The sequence below is a fragment of the Bacillus sp. jun7 genome, assembly GCF_051034795.1.
Taxonomy (GTDB): domain Bacteria; phylum Bacillota; class Bacilli; order Bacillales; family Bacillaceae; genus Bacillus; species Bacillus velezensis.
The window spans coordinates 2237555-2257844 of record NZ_CP093219.1; the positions used below are offsets into that span (position 1 = coordinate 2237555).

At 44.2% G+C, this 20290-nt stretch carries 29 protein-coding genes; all 29 read right to left on the reverse strand.

Going from position 1 to position 20290, the window contains the following annotated elements:
• Positions 1-19 precede the first annotated feature (19 nt).
• Positions 20-1315, reverse strand: coding sequence for a preprotein translocase subunit SecY (gene secY, locus MJQ52_RS10725; protein ID WP_003156501.1), 1296 nt, complete (start codon positions 1313-1315; stop codon positions 20-22).
• A 1-nt stretch (position 1316) separates the two neighbouring features.
• The gene (gene rplO / locus MJQ52_RS10730) at positions 1317-1757 is read right to left on the reverse strand and encodes a 50S ribosomal protein L15 (RefSeq protein ID WP_003156499.1); all 441 of its coding nucleotides are present in this window, start codon (positions 1755-1757) and stop codon (positions 1317-1319) included.
• Positions 1758-1787: 30 nt separating this feature from the next.
• A complete protein-coding gene (gene rpmD, locus MJQ52_RS10735; RefSeq protein WP_003156497.1) occupies positions 1788-1967 on the reverse strand; it encodes a 50S ribosomal protein L30 in 180 nt (59 codons plus the stop codon).
• Between the two features lie 13 nt (positions 1968-1980).
• Positions 1981-2481 (reverse strand): 30S ribosomal protein S5, encoded by a 501-nt coding sequence (gene rpsE / locus MJQ52_RS10740; protein WP_003328273.1) that lies wholly within the window; start codon positions 2479-2481, stop codon positions 1981-1983.
• 24 nt (positions 2482-2505) lie between these two features.
• On the reverse strand, positions 2506-2868 hold the full coding sequence (gene rplR, locus MJQ52_RS10745; RefSeq protein ID WP_003156492.1) for a 50S ribosomal protein L18: 363 nt from the start codon (positions 2866-2868) through the stop codon (positions 2506-2508).
• 34 nt (positions 2869-2902) lie between these two features.
• The gene (gene rplF, locus MJQ52_RS10750) at positions 2903-3442 is read right to left on the reverse strand and encodes a 50S ribosomal protein L6 (protein WP_003156490.1); all 540 of its coding nucleotides are present in this window, start codon (positions 3440-3442) and stop codon (positions 2903-2905) included.
• Between the two features lie 30 nt (positions 3443-3472).
• Entirely contained in the window at positions 3473-3871 is a 399-nt protein-coding gene (gene rpsH / locus MJQ52_RS10755) for a 30S ribosomal protein S8 (protein ID WP_003156489.1), read from the reverse strand.
• A gap of 31 nt (positions 3872-3902) precedes the next feature.
• Positions 3903-4088, reverse strand: coding sequence for a 30S ribosomal protein S14 (rpsN, locus tag MJQ52_RS10760; RefSeq protein WP_003156488.1), 186 nt, complete (start codon positions 4086-4088; stop codon positions 3903-3905).
• Between the two features lie 22 nt (positions 4089-4110).
• Positions 4111-4650 carry a 50S ribosomal protein L5 gene (gene rplE, locus MJQ52_RS10765; protein ID WP_003156487.1) on the reverse strand — a complete coding sequence of 180 codons (540 nt, stop codon included), beginning with the start codon at positions 4648-4650 and terminating at the stop codon, positions 4111-4113.
• Positions 4651-4676: 26 nt separating this feature from the next.
• Complete coding sequence (gene rplX, locus MJQ52_RS10770) at positions 4677-4988, reverse strand: 50S ribosomal protein L24 (protein ID WP_003156486.1); 312 nt, start codon at positions 4986-4988, stop codon at positions 4677-4679.
• Between the two features lie 36 nt (positions 4989-5024).
• Positions 5025-5393, reverse strand: coding sequence for a 50S ribosomal protein L14 (rplN, locus tag MJQ52_RS10775; RefSeq protein ID WP_007410404.1), 369 nt, complete (start codon positions 5391-5393; stop codon positions 5025-5027).
• A 40-nt stretch (positions 5394-5433) separates the two neighbouring features.
• Complete coding sequence (gene rpsQ, locus MJQ52_RS10780) at positions 5434-5697, reverse strand: 30S ribosomal protein S17 (RefSeq protein WP_003156484.1); 264 nt, start codon at positions 5695-5697, stop codon at positions 5434-5436.
• A 22-nt stretch (positions 5698-5719) separates the two neighbouring features.
• Positions 5720-5920, reverse strand: a complete 201-nt coding sequence (gene rpmC, locus MJQ52_RS10785; RefSeq protein WP_003156482.1) for a 50S ribosomal protein L29 — start codon at positions 5918-5920, stop codon at positions 5720-5722.
• On the reverse strand, positions 5910-6344 hold the full coding sequence (gene rplP / locus MJQ52_RS10790; protein WP_003156478.1) for a 50S ribosomal protein L16: 435 nt from the start codon (positions 6342-6344) through the stop codon (positions 5910-5912). Before rplP ends, rpmC begins: the two co-directional genes overlap by 11 nt.
• Before the next feature lies 1 nt (position 6345).
• Positions 6346-7002, reverse strand: coding sequence for a 30S ribosomal protein S3 (rpsC, locus tag MJQ52_RS10795; protein WP_003156476.1), 657 nt, complete (start codon positions 7000-7002; stop codon positions 6346-6348).
• A gap of 3 nt (positions 7003-7005) precedes the next feature.
• On the reverse strand, positions 7006-7347 hold the full coding sequence (rplV, locus tag MJQ52_RS10800) for a 50S ribosomal protein L22 (protein ID WP_003156475.1): 342 nt from the start codon (positions 7345-7347) through the stop codon (positions 7006-7008).
• A 16-nt stretch (positions 7348-7363) separates the two neighbouring features.
• On the reverse strand, positions 7364-7642 hold the full coding sequence (rpsS, locus tag MJQ52_RS10805) for a 30S ribosomal protein S19 (RefSeq protein WP_003156472.1): 279 nt from the start codon (positions 7640-7642) through the stop codon (positions 7364-7366).
• A gap of 57 nt (positions 7643-7699) precedes the next feature.
• On the reverse strand, positions 7700-8533 hold the full coding sequence (rplB, locus tag MJQ52_RS10810) for a 50S ribosomal protein L2 (RefSeq protein WP_003156470.1): 834 nt from the start codon (positions 8531-8533) through the stop codon (positions 7700-7702).
• 31 nt (positions 8534-8564) lie between these two features.
• On the reverse strand, positions 8565-8852 hold the full coding sequence (gene rplW, locus MJQ52_RS10815) for a 50S ribosomal protein L23 (protein ID WP_003156467.1): 288 nt from the start codon (positions 8850-8852) through the stop codon (positions 8565-8567).
• Complete coding sequence (gene rplD / locus MJQ52_RS10820; protein ID WP_003156466.1) at positions 8852-9475, reverse strand: 50S ribosomal protein L4; 624 nt, start codon at positions 9473-9475, stop codon at positions 8852-8854. The genes rplW and rplD overlap by 1 nt, the downstream gene beginning before the upstream one ends.
• A 27-nt stretch (positions 9476-9502) precedes the next feature.
• Positions 9503-10132, reverse strand: a complete 630-nt coding sequence (gene rplC / locus MJQ52_RS10825; RefSeq protein ID WP_003156465.1) for a 50S ribosomal protein L3 — start codon at positions 10130-10132, stop codon at positions 9503-9505.
• A gap of 39 nt (positions 10133-10171) precedes the next feature.
• Complete coding sequence (gene rpsJ, locus MJQ52_RS10830) at positions 10172-10480, reverse strand: 30S ribosomal protein S10 (protein ID WP_003156464.1); 309 nt, start codon at positions 10478-10480, stop codon at positions 10172-10174.
• Positions 10481-10706: 226 nt separating this feature from the next.
• Positions 10707-11681 carry an alpha/beta fold hydrolase gene (locus tag MJQ52_RS10835; RefSeq protein WP_434181816.1) on the reverse strand — a complete coding sequence of 325 codons (975 nt, stop codon included), beginning with the start codon at positions 11679-11681 and terminating at the stop codon, positions 10707-10709.
• 103 nt (positions 11682-11784) lie between these two features.
• Positions 11785-12975: an elongation factor Tu gene (gene tuf / locus MJQ52_RS10840; RefSeq protein ID WP_003156451.1), complete on the reverse strand. Its 1191-nt coding sequence runs from the start codon at positions 12973-12975 to the stop codon at positions 11785-11787.
• Positions 12976-13094: 119 nt separating this feature from the next.
• Positions 13095-15173 carry an elongation factor G gene (gene fusA / locus MJQ52_RS10845; RefSeq protein ID WP_007410399.1) on the reverse strand — a complete coding sequence of 693 codons (2079 nt, stop codon included), beginning with the start codon at positions 15171-15173 and terminating at the stop codon, positions 13095-13097.
• 52 nt (positions 15174-15225) lie between these two features.
• Positions 15226-15696 carry a 30S ribosomal protein S7 gene (rpsG, locus tag MJQ52_RS10850; protein ID WP_003156447.1) on the reverse strand — a complete coding sequence of 157 codons (471 nt, stop codon included), beginning with the start codon at positions 15694-15696 and terminating at the stop codon, positions 15226-15228.
• A gap of 42 nt (positions 15697-15738) precedes the next feature.
• A complete protein-coding gene (gene rpsL, locus MJQ52_RS10855) occupies positions 15739-16155 on the reverse strand; it encodes a 30S ribosomal protein S12 (protein WP_003156445.1) in 417 nt (138 codons plus the stop codon).
• A gap of 115 nt (positions 16156-16270) precedes the next feature.
• On the reverse strand, positions 16271-16519 hold the full coding sequence (locus tag MJQ52_RS10860) for a 50S ribosomal protein L7ae-like protein (RefSeq protein WP_003156443.1): 249 nt from the start codon (positions 16517-16519) through the stop codon (positions 16271-16273).
• A gap of 168 nt (positions 16520-16687) precedes the next feature.
• Positions 16688-20287 (reverse strand): DNA-directed RNA polymerase subunit beta', encoded by a 3600-nt coding sequence (gene rpoC / locus MJQ52_RS10865; protein ID WP_007410398.1) that lies wholly within the window; start codon positions 20285-20287, stop codon positions 16688-16690.
• Between the last annotated feature and the right edge of the window lie 3 nt (positions 20288-20290).

The window sequence follows — 20290 nt, forward strand, 5'->3', positions numbered from 1 at the left end:
AATGGTTAAAACCAGTCCTCTAATTTTTCATAAATCCTCGGTAATTACGTTTCACTAACTGGCTCTCCAGCTGCTTCATTGTCTCCAAGGCTACCCCGACGACAATTAACAATGATGTTCCGCCAATCTGTGCACTTTGAGGCAATCCAGCGAATTGAATGAAAAAGATAGGAAGAATGGAAATCACGGCTAAGAATATAGAACCCACAAACGTAAGTCGATACAAAATGCTCGTAATTCTATCTTGAGTCATTTTCCCTGGACGAACCCCCGGGATATAGCCACCCTGTTTTTTAAGGTTATCAGCCATTTGTTCAGGGTTTACCTGCACAAAAGCATAGAAGTACGTAAAGGCGATAATTAATGCGACATAAACCGTCATGCCCACCGGATGTGTATTGTCAAAGTTGGCTTGAATCCACTTTGTCACATCGTTTTCTCCGAAAAATGACGCGATAGTACGCGGCGTAATAAGGAACGCAACCGCAAAGATTACCGGAATAACCCCTGCCGGATTCACTTTAAGCGGAAGGTGAGTTGACTGGCCTCCGCCAACAGGTGAACGACCTTGCCCTTTTGCATATTGAATCGCGATTTTGCGTACGGCCTGCTGAATGAAAATAACACCAACAATAACGGCCAAAATCGCAATCACCAGTAAAGCGATTTTTACAATATGAATAAACAGCTGATCGCTGCTGCCGACAAATTGAGTCTCATAAATCTGCCCAACAGTTTTCGGAATACTAGCCACAATCCCCGCGAAGATGATGATCGAAATTCCGTTACCTACTCCATTGGAAGTAATTTGTTCTCCCAGCCACATTAAAAAAGCAGTTCCTCCAGTGAGTACTAAAGCAATAATCAGATATGTCGATATGCCGGATTTTTCAATCAGCATACCGTTTGCCAGGTTGTTAAACCCGTAAGACATACCTAATGCCTGGATAAAACCAAGCACAATCGTAAAATATCTCGTGAACTGAGCTAATTTACGGCGGCCGACTTCACCTTGCTTAGACCACTCGGTAAACTTCGGCACAACATCCATCTGAAGCAGCTGAATGATGATCGAAGCAGTGATGTAAGGCGTAATTCCCATCGCAAAAATGGAGAACTGATAAAGCGCACCGCCGCCAAATGTGTTAAGGAGATCAAAAACCCCCATCGAACTTTGTGTCTGCAACGCCTGAGCATTTACATATGGCACAGGGATAAACGCACCTATGCGAAAGACGATAAGCATGAGTAATGTAAAAATGATTTTATTCCGAATATCACTCACACGCATAAAGTTGGAGATTGTCTTAAACAAGTTAGATCACCTCAGCTGTACCGCCAGCAGCTTCAACAGCTTCTTTCGCAGAAGCAGAGAATTTATTGGCTTTTACAGTTAATTTTTTCTCTAATTTACCGTTGCCAAGAATCTTTACTCCTGCATTAAGTTTGCTAATAACACCAGTCTCAAGAAGAAGTTCAGGAGTGACTTCCGTTCCTTCCGCAAAACCGTTCAATTTGTCTACGTTCACAATAGCGTATTCCTTACGGTTGATGTTTGTAAAACCGCGCTTAGGAAGACGTTGGAATAAAGGCATTTGTCCCCCCTCGAATCCAGGGCGTACACCGCCGCCAGAACGAGCGTTTTGACCTTTGTGACCTTTACCAGCTGTTTTACCGTTACCAGAACCAATACCACGACCTACGCGATTGCGTACTTTACGTGAACCTTCTGAAGGCTTTAATTCATGAAGTTTCATTAGGACACCTCCTTAGCCTATAATTTATTTTTATTGTTCTTTAACAGAAACTAGATGAGAAACTTTATTAATCATACCGCGGATCGCAGCGTTATCTTCATGAACGACAGTTTGGTTTGTTTTCTTTAAACCAAGTGTTCTTACAGTAACGCGCTGATCTTCCGGGCGACCGATTACACTGCGTTTGAGGGTAATTTCTAATTTAGCCATTAATGTTCCCTCCTTATCCTAACAGTTCTTCTACAGATTTTCCACGAAGCTTCGCAACGTCTTCGGCACGTTTAAGCTCACTTAAACCTTGAAGTGTTGCACGGATCATGTTGATCGGTGTGTTAGAACCTAAAGACTTAGAAAGGATATCAGCAACGCCAGCAAGCTCAAGTACCGCACGTACAGGGCCTCCAGCGATAACTCCAGTACCTTCAGAAGCAGGTTTCAACAAGATATTGCCTGCACCGAAACGTCCGATGATTTCGTGTGGAATCGTAGTTCCAACCATTGGTACTTCAATCAAATTCTTTTTCGCATCTTCAACAGCTTTGCGGATTGCTTCAGGTACTTCTTGTGCTTTACCAGTACCGAAACCTACGTGACCGTTTTTGTCACCGACAACGACTAGAGCTGCGAAACGGAAACGACGACCACCTTTAACAACTTTCGCTACGCGGTTAACCGTAACTAAGCGTTCTTCTAACTCTAATTTGCTTGGGTCAATACGACGCATAATCATGTGTCCCTCCTTTTTTTATTAAAATTTCAGTCCGGCTTCACGAGCTGCATCGGCCAGAGCTTTTACACGTCCATGGTATAAGTATCCGCCGCGGTCAAATACTACGTCAGAAACACCTTTCTCAGAAGCGCGTTTCGCAACGAGTTCACCGACTTTAGCAGCAGCAGCGCTGTCACCAGTGCTTTCCACGTTCAAATCTTTATCGAGAGTAGAGGCACTAGCAAGTGTAACACCATTTACATCATCGATGATTTGAGCATAAATGTGTTTGTTTGAACGGAACACATTCAGACGAGGTCTTTCAGCTGTGCCTGAAAGTTTAGCACGAACACGGGCATGTCTTTTTTGACGAGCAGCATTTTTGCTAGTTTTCGTAATCATCCTTAGGTCACTCCTTTCTTCACTTTAAGCGGTCTTACTTAGCAGATTTACCTTCTTTACGGCGAACAACTTCACCTTCGTAGCGGATTCCTTTACCTTTGTAAGGCTCTGGAGAACGTACAGCGCGGATGTTAGCAGCGATAGCTCCTACACGCTCTTTGTCTGTACCTTTTACAACTACTTTAGTTTGAGAAGGAACTTCGATTTCGATGCCCTCTTCAGGAACGATCTCAACAGGGTGAGAGTATCCAACGTTTAAAACAAGTTTGTTTCCGGATTTAGCCGCACGATAACCGACACCGACTAATTCCAAACCTCTTTCAAATCCTTTAGATACGCCTTCAACCATGTTTCCAAGCAGACTGCGAGTCGTACCATGCAGCGCACGGTGCTCTTTGTGATCAGAAGGACGAGTAACTGTAAGCACGTTGTCCTCAATTTTGATTTCCATATCAGGATGGAAAGTACGAGTTAATTCTCCTTTTGGTCCTTTTACAGCTACAGTGTTGCCTTCGTTCAGCGTTACTGTAACTCCAGAAGGGATCTCAAGCAGTTTTTTCCCTACACGAGACATACTAAAACACCTCCATTCTTGTTAAACTTCTTACCAAACGTATGCTAGAACTTCTCCACCAGCTTGTTTTGCACGGGCTTCTTTGTCCGTTAAAACACCTTGTGATGTAGAAATAATCGCGATTCCAAGACCGTTAAGTACGCGAGGTACTTCATTTGATTTAGCGTATACACGCAAACCTGGTTTGCTGATTCTTTTAAGACCAGTGATAACGCGCTCGTTGTTTTGTCCGTATTTCAAGAAAACGCGGATGATACCTTGTTTGCTGTCTTCTACGAACTCAACGTCACGAATGAAACCTTCACGCTTTAAAATGTCAGCAATTTCTCTTTTCAATTTAGAAGCAGGAATTTCAAGCTTCTCATGACGTACCATGTTTGCATTGCGAATACGAGTCAGCATATCTGCAATTGGATCTGTCATAACCATTATATAATTACCTCCTTCCCATTCTTGGGGATTACCAGCTGGCTTTTTTCACGCCAGGAATTTGTCCTTTATATGCAAGCTCACGGAAACAAATACGGCAAAGTTTAAATTTACGAATGACTGAGTGCGGACGTCCGCAGCGTTCACAGCGAGTGTACTCTTGCACTTTAAACTTTGGTGTACGTTGTTGTTTCGCAATCATTGACTTTTTAGCCACGATTTCGCCTCCCTTTCATTGATTATTTCTGGAACGGCATACCTACTTGAGTTAATAGCTCACGAGCCTCTTCGTCAGAGTTAGCAGTCGTTACGATAACGATGTCCATTCCGCGAACCTTTGTTACTTTATCGTAGTCAATTTCAGGGAAGATTAACTGTTCTTTGATACCAAGAGTGTAGTTTCCGCGACCGTCGAAAGATTTCTTAGAAATCCCGCGGAAGTCACGTACACGCGGTAAAGATACAGAAATAAGTTTATCAAGGAAATCATACATGCGCTCTCCGCGAAGAGTTACTTTCGCACCGATAGGCATTCCCTCACGAAGACGGAATCCAGCAATTGATTTCTTCGCACGAGTAACGACAGGTTTTTGACCTGCGATAAACGTTAATTCTTCAACAGCACTGTCGATTGCTTTTGCGTTTTGAACAGCATCACCGACACCCATGTTGATTACGATTTTTTCGATTTTTGGCACCTGCATAACAGAGTCGTAGTTGAACTTCGTCATTAAAGCAGGTGAAATTTCTTTATTGTACTTTTCTTTAAGGCGGTTCATGAGATAGACCTCCCTTCCTTTAAATACTATTTATCTAAGACTTGCCCAGATTTTTTTGCAACACGAACTTTTTTGCCATCTTCCACTTTGTATCCTACGCGAGTCACTTCACCTGTTTTAGGATCGAGCGGCATAACGTTTGATACATGAATTGGCGCCTCTTGATTAGAAATACCGCCTTGAGGGTTTGCTTGAGTTGGTTTAGAGTGCTTCTTCACCATGTTTACGCCCTCAACTAGAACGCGGTCCTTTTTAGGGAAAGCAGCAAGGATCGTACCTTGTTTGCCTTTATCTTTACCAGAGATAACCATTACTTTATCGCCTTTTTTCACATGCATCCTGATCGCACCTCCTTGAGTAAGGCATTTATTTCATTAGATAACTTCTGGAGCCAGAGAAACAATTTTCATGAAGTTGTTTTCACGTAATTCACGGGCAACCGGTCCGAAGATACGAGTTCCACGCGGGCTCTTGTCGTCACGGATGATAACACATGCATTCTCATCGAAGCTGATGTATGATCCGTCAGTTCTGCGTGCTCCGCTTTTTGTGCGAACGATAACAGCTCTTACGACTTCACCTTTTTTGACAACGCCTCCTGGTGTTGCTTGTTTAACCGTGCAAACAATTACATCACCAATGTTAGCCGTTTTACGTCCAGAACCGCCAAGAACTTTAATAGTAAGTACCTCACGCGCACCGGAGTTGTCAGCAACTTTTAAACGAGTCTCTTGTTGAATCATTATTTGTTACCTCCCTTCGGAAAAAGAATTCCGAACTTTATTAGATAATAACAGCTTCTTCGACAACTTCTACTAGACGAAAACGCTTAGTTGCAGATAATGGACGAGTTTCCATGATCTTTACGATGTCTCCGATTTTAGCTTGGTTATTTTCATCATGTGCTTTGAATTTCTTTGAGTATTTTACGCGTTTACCGTAAATAGGATCCTTTTTGTATGTTTCAACAACAACAGTGATGGTTTTATCCATTTTGTCAGAAACAACACGGCCTTGGTAAACTTTGCGTTGGTTACGTTCGCTCATGCTCACGACCTCCCCTCAGTGATTATTTGTTGGCAGCAATTTCTCTTTCACGAATCACAGTTTTCATGCGCGCGATAGCTTTGCGCACTTCACGAATGCGAGCAGTATTTTCAAGTTGTCCTGTCGCTAATTGAAAGCGAAGATTGAAAAGTTCTTCTTTAAGAGACTTTACTTTTTGTTCAATTTCAGCAGTGGTAAGGTCACGAATTTCATTAGCTTTCATTTGATTCACCACCAATTTCTTCACGTTTTACGAACTTCGTTTTAATTGGCAATTTGTGAGATGCAAGACGAAGAGCTTCACGAGCTACCTCTTCAGACACACCAGAAATTTCAAATAAAACTTTGCCCGGTTTTACAACAGCTACCCAGCCTTCAGGAGCCCCTTTACCGGAACCCATCCGTACCTCAAGCGGTTTAGCAGTGTAAGGTTTTGAAGGGAAAATTTTAATCCAAACTTTACCGCCACGTTTCATGTAACGAGTCATCGCAATACGTGCAGCTTCGATTTGGCGGTTCGTGATCCAAGAAGCTTCAAGAGCCTGGATACCGTACTCACCAAAATGTACTTCAGTACCGCCTTTAGCGCGACCGCGCATTTTTCCGCGATGCTCTCTGCGATATTTAACGCGTTTTGGTAATAACATATTATTTTCCTCCTTCCTCAGTTTTCTTCTTAGTAGGAAGAACCTCTCCACGATAGATCCAGACTTTTACACCAAGCTTACCGTAAGTTGTGTCAGCTTCAGATGTTGCATAGTCGATGTCAGCACGTAAAGTGTGCAATGGAACAGTTCCTTCACTGTAGTATTCAGAACGAGCGATATCAGCTCCGCCAAGACGGCCGGAAACCATTGTTTTCACACCTTGTGCTCCAGCACGCATAGTGCGTTGGATTTGTTGTTTCTGCGCACGGCGGAAAGAAATACGGTTTTCTAGTTGACGAGCGATGTTGTCAGCTACAAGCTGAGCATCAAGATCTGCTCTTTTGATTTCAAGAATGTTAATGTGTACACGCTTGCCAGTAAGGCTGTTAAGGGCTTTACGAAGTGCTTCAACTTCAGATCCGCCTTTACCGATTACCATACCAGGCTTAGCAGTGTGGATCGTAATGTTAACGCGGTTTGCTGCACGCTCGATTTCTACTTTAGAAACAGAAGCGTCAGAAAGGCGTTTGCTAATGAATTCACGAATTTTTAAATCTTCGTGCAGGAAGTCAGCGTAATCTTTACCAGCGTACCACTTAGATTCCCAATCACGAATGACTCCGATACGAAGACCGACTGGATTTACCTTTTGACCCACTACTTATCCCTCCTTCTTTTCTGATACAACGATTGTAATGTGGCTCGTACGTTTGTTGATTTGGCTCGCACGTCCCATAGCACGCGGGCGGAATCTTTTTAACGTTGGGCCTTCGTCAACAAATGCCTGAGAAATAACCAGATTGTTAGCGTCCATCTCGTAGTTGTGCTCAGCATTTGCGATAGCAGATTTTAAAACTTTTTCGATGATCGGAGAAGCAGCTCTCGGAGTTAGGTTCAAGATAGATACTGCTTCGCCTACTTGCTTACCTCGAATCAGGTCCATTACTAGACGTGCTTTACGAGGAGCAATACGGACTGTTCTTGCAACAGCTTTAGCTTGCATTTAAAAGCCTCCTCTCTTAGCGTCTTGTTTTTTTATCGTCACTGGCGTGGCCTTTGTAAGTACGAGTCGGTGCGAATTCGCCCAACTTGTGGCCTACCATGTCTTCAGAAATGAATACAGGCACGTGTTTACGTCCGTCATATACTGCGATAGTGTGACCGATAAATTGTGGGAAAATAGTTGAACGGCGAGACCAAGTTTTTACAACTTGTTTCTTGTCCGTTTCATTTAATTTCTCGATTTTTGTCATCAAGTGTCCATCGACAAATGGTCCTTTTTTCAAGCTGCGAGCCATTTTGGAACCTCCCTTCGTGATTGCACTACGGTCCGAAATGAACCGTAGACAACCCCGTTATTTATTTTTACGACGACGTACGATAAATTTATCAGATTTGTTCTTTTTCTTACGTGTCTTGAATCCAAGAGTCGGTTTGCCCCAAGGAGACATTGGTGATTTACGTCCGATTGGCGCGCGACCTTCACCACCACCGTGCGGGTGATCGTTAGGGTTCATTACAGAACCGCGGACTGTAGGGCGGATGCCTTTCCAGCGAGAGCGTCCTGCTTTACCAACGTTGATAAGTTCGTGCTGCTCGTTACCTACTTGACCGATAGAAGCGCGGCAAGCAGAAAGGATCATGCGAACTTCACCAGAGTTAAGACGTACAAGAACGTATTTGCCTTCTTTACCAAGAACCTGAGCAGATGTACCAGCTGAACGTACAAGCTGTCCGCCTTTACCAGGTTTTAATTCAATGTTATGCACAACTGTACCAACAGGGATGTTGATAAGCGGAAGTGCGTTACCTACTTTGATGTCAGCTTCAGGGCCGGACATGATTTCAGTACCTACTTGAATTCCTTTTGGTGCAAGAATGTAACGTTTTTCTCCGTCTACATAGTTGATTAGTGCAATGTTAGCTGAACGGTTTGGATCGTACTCAACTGTAGCAACGCGTCCAGGTATACCATCTTTATCGCGTTTGAAGTCGATAACACGGTATTGGCGTTTGTGTCCGCCACCTTGGTGACGTACAGTCAATTTACCTTGGTTGTTACGTCCGCCTTTTTTGTGAAGGGGCGCAAGCAAGGATTTTTCCGGCTGGTCAGTCGTGATTTCAGCAAAATCTGAAGTTGTCATGCCACGACGTCCGTTAGAGGTCGGTTTATACTTTTTAATCGCCATTTTGAATTTCCCTCCTTCTTTTTACAGATAATTAAGCTTCAAAAATTTCGATTTCTTTGCTGTCTGCAGTAAGTTTTACGATCGCTTTTCTGCGACGGCTAGTCATACCAGTATAGCGGCCGACACGTTTTGATTTCCCTTTGTAGTTCATGATGTTGACTTTGTCAACTTTCACTCCAAAGATACTTTCAACTGCATCTTTCACTTCTGTTTTATTAGCTCTTACATCAACTTCAAAAGTATATTTCTTTTCAGTCATTAAATCAGCAGAACGTTCAGTAATGACGGGGCGCTTAAGAACATCACGAGGATCTTTCATTATGCAAGCACCTCCTCTACTTTTTCAACCGCAGCTTTTGTAATCAGAAGCTTCTCGTGGTTGACAACGTCTAACACGTTGATTCCGTTAGCTTGAACAACTGTAACTCCAGGGATGTTGCGTGCAGAAAGAGATACTGCTTCGTTTGCATCCGCAGTTACGATTAAAGCTTTTTTCTCAACAGATAATCCTTTAAGGACAGCTGCCATTTCTTTTGTTTTAACCGTATCAAGAGTAAGATCTTCAAGAACAATAATGTTGTTGTCGTTCACTTTAGAAGACAATACTGATTTGATTGCCAAGCGGCGAACTTTTTTAGGTAATTTGTAAGAATAGCTGCGTGGTGTTGGGCCGAATACGACACCACCTCCGCGCCATTGCGGTGAACGGATTGAACCTTGACGGGCACGACCTGTACCTTTTTGACGCCATGGTTTGCGACCTCCGCCGCGTACTTCAGAACGATTTTTTACTTTGTGAGATCCTTGACGTAAGGAAGCTCTTTGCATAAGAATAGCGTCGAATACTACGCTCTCATTTGGCTCAATTCCAAATACAGAAGCGTTTAATTCGATATCACCAGCAGTAGAACCGTTTTGGTTGTATAATGCTACTTTTGGCATGATCAATTTCCTCCTTTCCTAAGAGACTTATTTAGATTTAACAGCACTTTTAACAGTGATTAAAGCTTTTCTCGCACCAGGTACGTTACCTTTAATCAAAAGAAGATTGCGCTCAGCATCTACTTTTACGACTTCAAGGTTTTGGACAGTGATTTGATCTCCGCCCATGCGTCCAGGTAATAGTTTACCTTTGAATACACGGTTAGGATCTACAGGTCCCATTGAACCAGGACGACGGTGGTAGCGTGAACCGTGAGACATAGGTCCGCGAGATTGTCCGTGGCGCTTGATTGCACCTTGGAAACCTTTACCTTTAGATACTCCTGTTACATCTACGATTTCTCCTGCAGAGAAAATTTCAACCTTGACTTCCTGACCAATTTCATACGCATCCATATCCACGCCGCGTAATTCTTTAACGAAGCGCTTAGGAGCAGTTTCCGCTTTTGCAACGTGTCCTTTTTCCGGTTTGTTTGAAAGCTTTTCGCGCTTATCGTCAAAACCAAGCTGGATCGCTTCATAGCCATCATTTTCAGCTGTTTTCTTTTGAAGAACAACGTTTGGAGCTGCTTCAATAACAGTTACCGGGATAAGATCACCGTTCTCTGCGAATACTTGCGTCATACCAATTTTTCTTCCTAAGATTCCTTTGGTCATTCGTCACACCTCCTATTAAGATCATTCTATATTTTAGAATTAAAGTTTGATTTCGATATCGACACCAGATGGTAAGTCTAATCGCATGAGAGCATCAACAGTTTGTGGTGTTGGGTTCACAATGTCGATTAAACGTTTATGTGTACGCATTTCAAATTGCTCACGAGAATCTTTGTATTTGTGCACCGCACGAAGGATTGTGTAAACTGATTTTTCAGTTGGCAACGGAATCGGACCAGATACGCTGGCACCAGAACGTTTTGCCGTTTCAACAATCTTCTCTGCAGATTGATCAAGGATTCTATGATCATATGCTTTTAAACGAATACGAATTTTTTGTTTTGCCATTATTTTCCCTCCTTTTCGCCTACATCACGTTAGACAGTTCTCCGTGAGAAAAACCTGATCACCTTGCCATGGCAAAGCGGCCGGGTGTGTCAGCAACCTCTCACTTCATCGCAGTCAAAGACCAACATACACTATTATACAGAAAATAGACGCATGTTGCAAGGTTTATTTAAAGAACCTTGTGGTTTTCACACTTTGATTATTATACAGGTGATACCATGATTAATCAAGGATATGACTGTTTTCTTTCAGAGATGGAACGATGAACTTCGGCAAAGCGATCCGGTTCCTCCAAGTGAGGCGAATGGGCTGAGTTCTCAAACCAATGCCATTCTTTATACGGCGCATCAACCTTCTGATAATATTCATAAGAAGTCGTCCCCGGAACCGTCAAATCGTATCTCCCTGACATAAAACAGCACGGTATTACAATAGAAGAAACTGATTCCCCTGCATCAAAGGAAATGAGATCCTCCCACAGGTGTTTCAGGCTGAACATTTGTCCCCGCGCGGCTAAGAAGCTCCCTCTCACACCGTACGGTTCACCAAACAGCATTCGCCCCCCTGCTTTAAGAGCGCCGATCGGATGATGGGTAAAGCCCCCTCCCCTCATCTCGATACAAAGCAGAAACAACGTTCGCTGCAGCATTTTCTCCCATGGAGGTGCTCCGATAAAGCTCAGCGTCTTTTCCAGCAGGATATGTTTGTGTTGCCTGCTCCATTCCATCATCAGCCGGTAAGCTTCCGTTTCTTCCTTTTGAATATTAACCACCTGACTGATACCGATATACGCATAATACAAATCAGGTTTCTCTTGAAGAACATGAAGCGCCAGAACTGAGCCCCACGAATAGCCGGCGATATATATTTTTTGCCTGCTGAATTGCTCGCATAAGCGTTCGGTCAGCTGAATGGTGTCAGCTGTCAGCTGATCCAAAGTCATAGATGAACCCGGAATTTCCTTTGAATAAGAGAGACCCGCCCCTCTCTGATCCCAGTTCACAACGGTGAAATGCTTTTCCAGCTTATTCTGGTATTTTCTCGCATAGCCGATTTGAGGCGTGCCGGGACCGCCGTGCAAAAACAAAAGCAGCGGATTACTCCTGTCATCACCATTAATCATAATGGTTTGTTCACTGCCATTAATCAGCAATTGCTGAAGCATTGAAATACGATTGGTTTTCTTGAAGTTATCGTCCATCGGTCTTCTCCTAAAATTTGTATACGTTCTATTATACATGGAATCAGCGGGGAAACAAAAAAACGAGGCCCCATAAGGGACCCCGCATTAATGAACGAGTCGATTACTCAGTGATTGTAGAAACAACGCCTGAACCAACTGTACGTCCGCCTTCACGAATAGAGAAACGAGTTCCTTCTTCGATAGCGATTGTAGAGATAAGTTCAACGATCATTTCAGTGTTATCTCCAGGCATAACCATTTCTACGCCTTCTGGAAGATTGATGATACCAGTTACGTCAGTTGTACGGAAGTAGAACTGAGGACGGTAGTTAGAGAAGAATGGAGTATGACGTCCACCCTCTTCTTTAGAAAGAACGTAAACTTCAGCTTTGAATTTGCTGTGTGGAGTGATTGTACCTGGTTTAGCAAGTACTTGTCCACGTTGGATGTCTTCACGAGCTACACCGCGAAGAAGTGCACCGATGTTGTCTCCAGCTTCAGCGTAGTCAAGAAGCTTACGGAACATTTCAACACCTGTAACAGTTGTTTTGCTGTTTTCTTCTTGAAGACCGATGATTTCAACTTCGTCACCGACTTTAACTTGTCCGCGTTCTACACGGCCAGTAGCAACTGTACCACGACCAGTGATTGAGAATACGTCCTCAACTGGCATCATGAATGGTTTTTCAGTGTCGCGTTCTGGAGTTGGGATGTACTCATCAACTGCAGCCATAAGTTCAAGAATTTTTTCTTCGTACTCAGCATCGCCTTCAAGAGCTTTAAGAGCAGAACCTTTAACAACTGGTACATCATCACCAGGGAAGTCGTATTCGCTAAGAAGATCGCGAACTTCCATTTCAACAAGCTCAAGAAGCTCTTCGTCGTCTACCATGTCGCATTTGTTAAGGAATACTACGATGTATGGTACACCAACGTTTTTAGAAAGAAGGATGTGCTCACGAGTTTGCGGCATTGGGCCATCAGCAGCAGATACTACAAGGATAGCTCCGTCCATTTGCGCAGCACCAGTGATCATGTTTTTAACATAGTCAGCGTGTCCTGGGCAGTCAACGTGTGCATAGTGACGAGTGTCAGTTTCGTACTCAACGTGTGCAGTAGAGATTGTGATACCGCGCTCACGTTCTTCTGGAGCACCATCAATTTGATCGTACGCCATAGCTGTACCTTTACCAGATTTCTTATGAAGTACTGTTGAGATAGCAGCAGTTAATGTTGTTTTACCATGGTCAACGTGTCCAATTGTACCGATATTGGCATGTGATTTGGAACGGTCGAATTTTTCTTTAGCCATTCTAAAATCCTCCTTAAGAGCTTTTAATTAGTAATGTATAGAGTGATAGAAAGTGAAAGCAAGCTCTCACTTCCTCATCTTACAATAGTAGTTATACTTGAGTTAAGTGGCAAAATCAATTATTCGCCTTTATTTTTTTTGATAATTTCTTCAGCGATGCTCTTCGGCACTTCTTCGTAGTGATCCATGAACATTGTGAACGTACCGCGTCCTTGCGTGTTAGAACGAAGGGCAGTAGCGTAACCGAACATTTCAGCAAGAGGTACCATCGCACGCACAACTTGAGCGTTACCGCGAGCTTCCATACCTTCTACGCGTCCGCGACGAGAAGTAACATCACCCATGATGTCTCCCATGTATTCTTCAGGAATAACAACTTCAACTTTCATGATTGGTTCAAGAAGAACTGGGTTACATTTGCTGACTGCATTTTTCAATGCCATAGAAGCAGCGACTTTAAACGCCATTTCGTTTGAGTCAACATCATGGTAAGATCCATCAAAAAGTTTCGCCTTGATGTCGATTAGCGGGAATCCGGCTAGGACACCATTTTCAAGAGAGTCTTCAAGACCTGCTTGTACGGCTGGGATGTATTCACGAGGAACAACACCACCGACGATTGCGTTTTCGAATTCAAAGCCAGCGCCTTCTTCGTTCGGTTCAAATTCGATCCAAACGTGACCGAACTGACCGCGTCCGCCTGATTGACGTACGAATTTACCTTCAACTTTTGCACCGGTACGGAATGTCTCACGGTACGCAACTTGAGGAGCACCAACGTTAGCTTCAACTTTGAACTCACGCTTCATACGATCAACAATGATATCAAGGTGAAGCTCACCCATACCAGAGATGATTGTTTGACCCGTTTCAGGGTTTGTTTGTGTACGGAATGTAGGATCTTCTTCAGCAAGTTTCGCTAAAGCGATACCCATTTTATCTTGGTCAGCTTTTGATTTAGGCTCAATCGCTACGTCGATAACAGGCTCTGGGAATTCCATTGATTCAAGGATTACAAGATCCTTTTCATCACATAGAGTATCTCCAGTAGAAGTATCTTTTAGACCTACAGCAGCTGCGATGTCTCCAGCGTAAACAGTAGAGATCTCTTCACGGCTGTTAGCGTGCATTTGAAGGATACGTCCTACGCGCTCACGCTTGCCTTTTGTAGAGTTCTTTACATATGAACCGGAATCAAGTGTACCGGAATATACGCGGAAGAATGTCAGCTTACCGACATAAGGGTCAGTCATAACTTTAAATGCAAGTGCAGAGAACGGCTCTTCATCAGAAGAATGACGAACGATCTCTTCATCTGTGTCAGGACGTACACCTTTGATTGCAGCAACATCAGTTGGCGCAGGAAGGTAGTCAAGAACAGCATCAAGTACAAGCTGAACACCTTTGTTTTTGAAAGCAGAACCAACAAGTACAGGGTAGAATTCAACATTCAGTGTACCTTTACGGATAGCAGCTTTCAGTTCAGGGATAGTGATTTCTTCACCTTCAAGGTACTTTTCCATAAGCTCTTCATCAAGCTCAGCTACAGCTTCAATCAGGCTGCTGCGAAGCTCTTCAGCTTGCTCTTTGTACTCTTCAGGGATTTCTTTCGCATCTGAACGAGTTCCAAGGTCATCTTCGTAGAAATACGCAACGTTTTCTACTAAGTCGATGATACCTTCGAAGTTGTCTTCAGCGCCGATCGGCAATTGAATTGCGTGAGCGTTAGCTTGAAGACGGTCTCTTAAAGTGCCTACAGAGTAAAGGAAGTCTGCGCCGATTTTGTCCATTTTGTTGACAAATACAACACGCGGTACTCCGTAAGTTGTTGCTTGGCGCCATACTGTTTCTGTCTGAGGCTCAACACCTGATTGAGCATCAAGTACGGCAACCGCACCATCAAGTACACGGAGTGAACGTTCAACTTCAACTGTGAAGTCTACGTGTCCCGGTGTATCGATGATGTTTACACGGTAACCTTTCCACTGTGCAGTCGTTGCTGCAGAAGTGATTGTGATACCGCGTTCTTGTTCCTGCTCCATCCAGTCCATTTGCGAAGCACCTTCGTGAGTTTCGCCAATTTTGTGGATACGGCCTGTGTAGAACAAGATCCGTTCTGTAGTAGTCGTTTTACCGGCATCGATGTGAGCCATGATCCCGATATTACGAGTTTTTTCTAAGGAGAACTCTCTTGCCATTGGGTAATTTCTCCTTCCTTATTAGGGAATTATTATTTTGATTATATGAATCCTACCAGCGGTAGTGAGCAAATGCTTTGTTCGCTTCTGCCATCTTGTGAGTGTCTTCACGTTTCTTAACGGCAGCACCAGTGTTGTTAGCTGCATCAAGAATTTCGTTAGCCAGGCGCTCTTCCATTGTTTTTTCTCCGCGAAGACGCGCATAGTTAACCAACCAGCGAAGACCAAGAGTTGTACGGCGTTCAGGACGAACTTCTACAGGCACTTGGTAGTTAGCTCCACCTACACGGCGTGCTTTTACTTCAAGTACAGGCATGATGTTTTTCAATGCTTGTTCGAAAACCTCCATTGCATCATTGCCAGTGCGTTCTTTAATGATATCGAATGACTTGTATAGGATTGTTTGAGATTTACCTTTTTTACCGTCGATCATCATTTTGTTGATCAGGCGGGATACCAGCTTAGAGTTGTAAAGCGGATCAGGTAAAACATCTCTTTTTGCTACAGGACCTTTACGTGGCATCTGAATATCCTCCCTTCATAGTTTTAATGATTTATTATTTGATTACTTTGCTTTAGGACGTTTCGTACCGTATTTAGAACGGCCTTGCGCACGGTTTTCAACTCCGGCAGTATCAAGCGCGCCACGAACGATGTGGTAGCGTACCCCCGGTAAGTCTTTTACACGTCCGCCGCGGATCAGTACAACGCTGTGCTCTTGCAGGTTGTGACCGATACCAGGAATGTAGGCAGTAACCTCGATTCCGTTAGTCAAACGAACACGAGCATATTTACGAAGTGCTGAGTTCGGTTTTTTCGGTGTCATTGTACCCACACGAGTACATACCCCGCGTTTTTGTGGAGAAGATACGTTAGTGTGCTCTTTTTTAAAGCTGTTGTATCCTTTGTTTAGTGCAGGTGACTTAGAGTTTTCAACTTTGCTCACGCGTCCCTTGCGAATTAGCTGATTAATTGTAGGCATGTTGTGTTCCTCCCTTCATTACGTTTTATAACCCACATACCCAGGTGGTTCATCATTAGGCAAAAAACAATGTCTTTACACAAGACTGATATCTTATATAAAAACAAAAAGTACGCTATAACATAATGGCAACAGCTGCTGCTCCCACTTCAATTCCGCAGGCTTTGCCGAGCTTTTTCATGGAATCCACCATACAGACAGCGGTATTTTGGTTCTTTGCAAGCTGGATAACGCCAGCCGTAAGAACTGAATCCGCGTCTTTTGCCACGACGACTTCCTTCACTGAACCTCGTTTTAGAGCTTTCACTGTTTGCTTCGTACCAATAATAATTGATTTGGCCTGTGATACTTTATCATAAGACATAAACATATCCTCCAAAGTAACAGGTTTTATTTCGAGCACCTTGGTTATATTATCACTCTGCGGGACGGATGTCAACAACGTATGACATTTTTTAGTGCAGTCCCCCGCCAGAATAATTGTAATACTGAGGAAAAGCTGTCGAAACAGCCTTTCCTGCAGCAGTTTCTGTTATTCAGCCGGAACCATATCTTCCGAAGGCTGAACGTTTGAAACAGGTTTTACTTTTCTGTAATTCATCATACCGGTACCGGCAGGAACCAGTTTACCGATGATAACATTCTCTTTCAGGCCGAGAAGTTCATCGCGCTTGCCTTTAATCGCAGCATCTGTAAGAACGCGTGTTGTTTCCTGGAATGATGCGGCAGACAAGAATGAATCCGTCTCGAGTGAAGCTTTCGTGATACCGAGAAGGACAGGACGGCCTGTAGCAGGTCGATTGCCTTCAAGCAGCACTTTTTTGTTCGCTTCTGTAAATTGGTGAATATCAAGCAATGTGCCAGGGAGAACATCAGTATCTCCGGCATCGATTACACGGACTTTGCGAAGCATCTGGCGAACCATTACTTCTACGTGTTTATCGCCGATTTCAACCCCCTGCATACGGTAAACCTTCTGAACCTCATGCAGAAGATATTCCTGAACCGTCGTCAGGTCAGTGACTTTAAGAAGTTCTTTCGGATCGATTGAACCTTCTGTCAGCACTTGACCGCGGGTAATCTGATCACCCTCAGCCACTTTCAGGCGTGAGTTGTAAGGTGCCGTGTATGAACGGGTCTCAACAGCGCCCTGAACAACAATCTCCTGCTGTTTGTCGCGGACTTCATTGATTTCGGCAATTGTACCGTCAATCTCAGAAATCGTCGCTTGACCTTTAGGATTACGCGCTTCGAAAAGCTCTTGGATACGCGGAAGACCTTGTGTGATATCGTCTCCGGCAACCCCGCCTGTGTGGAACGTACGCATCGTTAACTGTGTTCCAGGCTCACCGATAGATTGAGCGGCGATAATACCTACTGCTTCGCCGACTTCAACATCAGTTCCGGTTGCAAGGTTTCGTCCGTAGCATCGTTTACATACACCATGAGGAGTGTTACATGTGAACGCGGAACGGATCCACACTTCTTCGATTCCGGCTTCAACGATTTCCAGCGCTTTATCTTCATCGATCAATTCATTTTCGTTAATGAGCACAGCACCCGTTTCAGGATGTTTGATCTGTTTTCTGGCGAAACGTCCGATCAGACGCTCTTCCAGACGCTCGATGATTTCCGTGCCTTCTTTGAGCGGTTTTGCAAGAATACCGCGGTCTGTTCCGCAATCTGTTTCACGAATGATAACATCCTGCGCAACATCAACAAGACGGCGTGTAAGGTAACCTGAGTCAGCAGTTTTAAGGGCGGTATCGGCAAGACCTTTACGCGCACCGTGAGTGGAGATAAAGTACTCCAATACTGTCAGACCTTCACGGAAACTTGATTTAATCGGCAATTCAATGATTCGTCCAGCCGGGTTGGCCATCAGACCGCGCATACCCGCAAGCTGTGTAAAGTTAGATGCGTTACCACGGGCTCCTGAGTCACTCATCATGTAGATCGGGTTGACTTCGTCTAATGATTTCATCAGTTTGCCTTGGATAACATCTTTCGCTGAACTCCAAATTGAAATGACTCTTTCATAACGTTCTTCTTCGGTGATTAAACCGCGTCTGAACTGTTTCAGAACATTATCCACTTTGCTTTGTGCTTCTTCAAGGATTTCCTGTTTATCATCGAGAACGACGATATCAGAAACCCCTACTGTGATGCCGGCTTTCGTTGAATATCTGAAACCGAGGTTTTTCATGCGGTCAAGCATTTTAGACGTTTCCGTGATATGGAATCGTTTAAAGATTTCCGCGATGATTTTACCCAAAATGCCTTTTTTAAACGGTGCGTTGATCGGCTGCTCAGCAATCACAGCTTTTACGTCAGCACCTTTATCTAAGAAGAAACGGTCAGGTGTCTTCTCTTCAATGTTGCTCTTCGTTGGTTCATTCATGTAAGGGAATGATTCCGGAAGAATTTCATTGAAGACGAGCTTACCGACAGTTGTAATTAACAATTTTGAACGCTGTTCTTCAGTAAATGTCACATTCTTAAGGGAGTTCGCTGCAACAGCTACTCTCGTATGAAGGTGAACATAACCGTTTTGATAAGCAAGAAGCGCTTCGTCCGTATTTTTGAAAACCATACCCTCGCCGACTGCTCCAGCGCGCTCAAGCGTCAGGTAGTAGTTTCCTAATACCATATCCTGAGACGGCGTAACAACCGGTTTACCATCTTTAGGGTTCAAGATGTTTTGGGCCGCAAGCATCAGAATGCGCGCCTCAGCTTGAGCCTCAGCTGATAAAGGTACGTGAACCGCCATTTGGTCACCGTCAAAGTCAGCGTTATAAGCTGTGCATACTAACGGGTGAAGACGGATGGCGCGTCCTTCAACAAGCGTCGGTTCGAAAGCCTGGATACCTAATCTGTGAAGAGTAGGGGCACGGTTCAGTAAGACCGGATGCTCCTTAATGACAGATTCAAGTACATCCCATACTTCAGGCTGCACGCGTTCGATTTTGCGTTTTGCGCTCTTGATATTGTGAGCAAGGCCTTTTTCAACAAGCTCTTTCATGACGAAAGGCTTGAAGAGCTCAAGCGCCATTTCCTTCGGCAAACCGCACTGATACATTTTCAGGTGCGGGCCTACGACGATAACGGAACGGCCTGAGTAGTCTACACGTTTACCGAGAAGGTTCTGACGGAAACGCCCTTGTTTCCCTTTCAGCATATGAGAAAGAGATTTAAGCGGACGGTTACCCGGTCCGGTAACCGGACGGCCGCGGCGTCCGTTGTCAATCAGAGCGTCGACTGCTTCCTGAAGCATACGTTTTTCGTTCTGAACGATGATGCTTGGCGCGCCGAGGTCTAACAGACGTTTTAAACGGTTATTACGGTTGATGACACGACGGTAAAGGTCGTTCAGGTCAGACGTTGCGAAACGTCCGCCGTCAAGCTGAACCATCGGTCTTAATTCAGGCGGAATAACCGGAAGCACGTCGAGGATCATCCAAGACGGCTTGTTTCCTGAATTACGGAAGGCTTCAAGCACTTCAAGGCGTTTGATCGCACGTGTACGGCGCTGTCCTTGAGAAGTCTTCAGCTCTTCTTTTAACATATCAACTTCTTTGACAAGGTCGATGTCCTGCAGAAGTTTATTAATGGCTTCCGCACCCATAGAGGCTTGGAATTTGTTTCCGTACTTATCCAGATACGCACGGTATTCCTTTTCAGATAAAAGCTGTTTCTTTTCGAGCGGTGTATTGGCCGGGTCAGTTACGACGTAAGAAGCAAAGTAAATAACTTCTTCCAGCGCACGCGGTGACATATCCAATACAAGACCCATACGGCTCGGAATACCTTTGAAATACCAAATGTGAGAAACCGGGGCAGCCAGTTCAATATGCCCCATTCTCTCACGACGGACTTTAGCCCGCGTTACTTCAACTCCGCAACGGTCACAAACTACGCCTTTATAACGAACCCGCTTGTACTTGCCGCAATGACATTCCCAGTCCTTAGTCGGTCCGAAAATGCGTTCGCAGAACAGGCCGTCCTTTTCAGGTTTCAACGTACGATAGTTTATCGTTTCAGGCTTTTTCACTTCACCAAAAGACCATGAACGGATTTTATCCGGTGAAGCAAGACCGATGTTCATATACTCAAAATTGTTCACATCTAGCAAGGG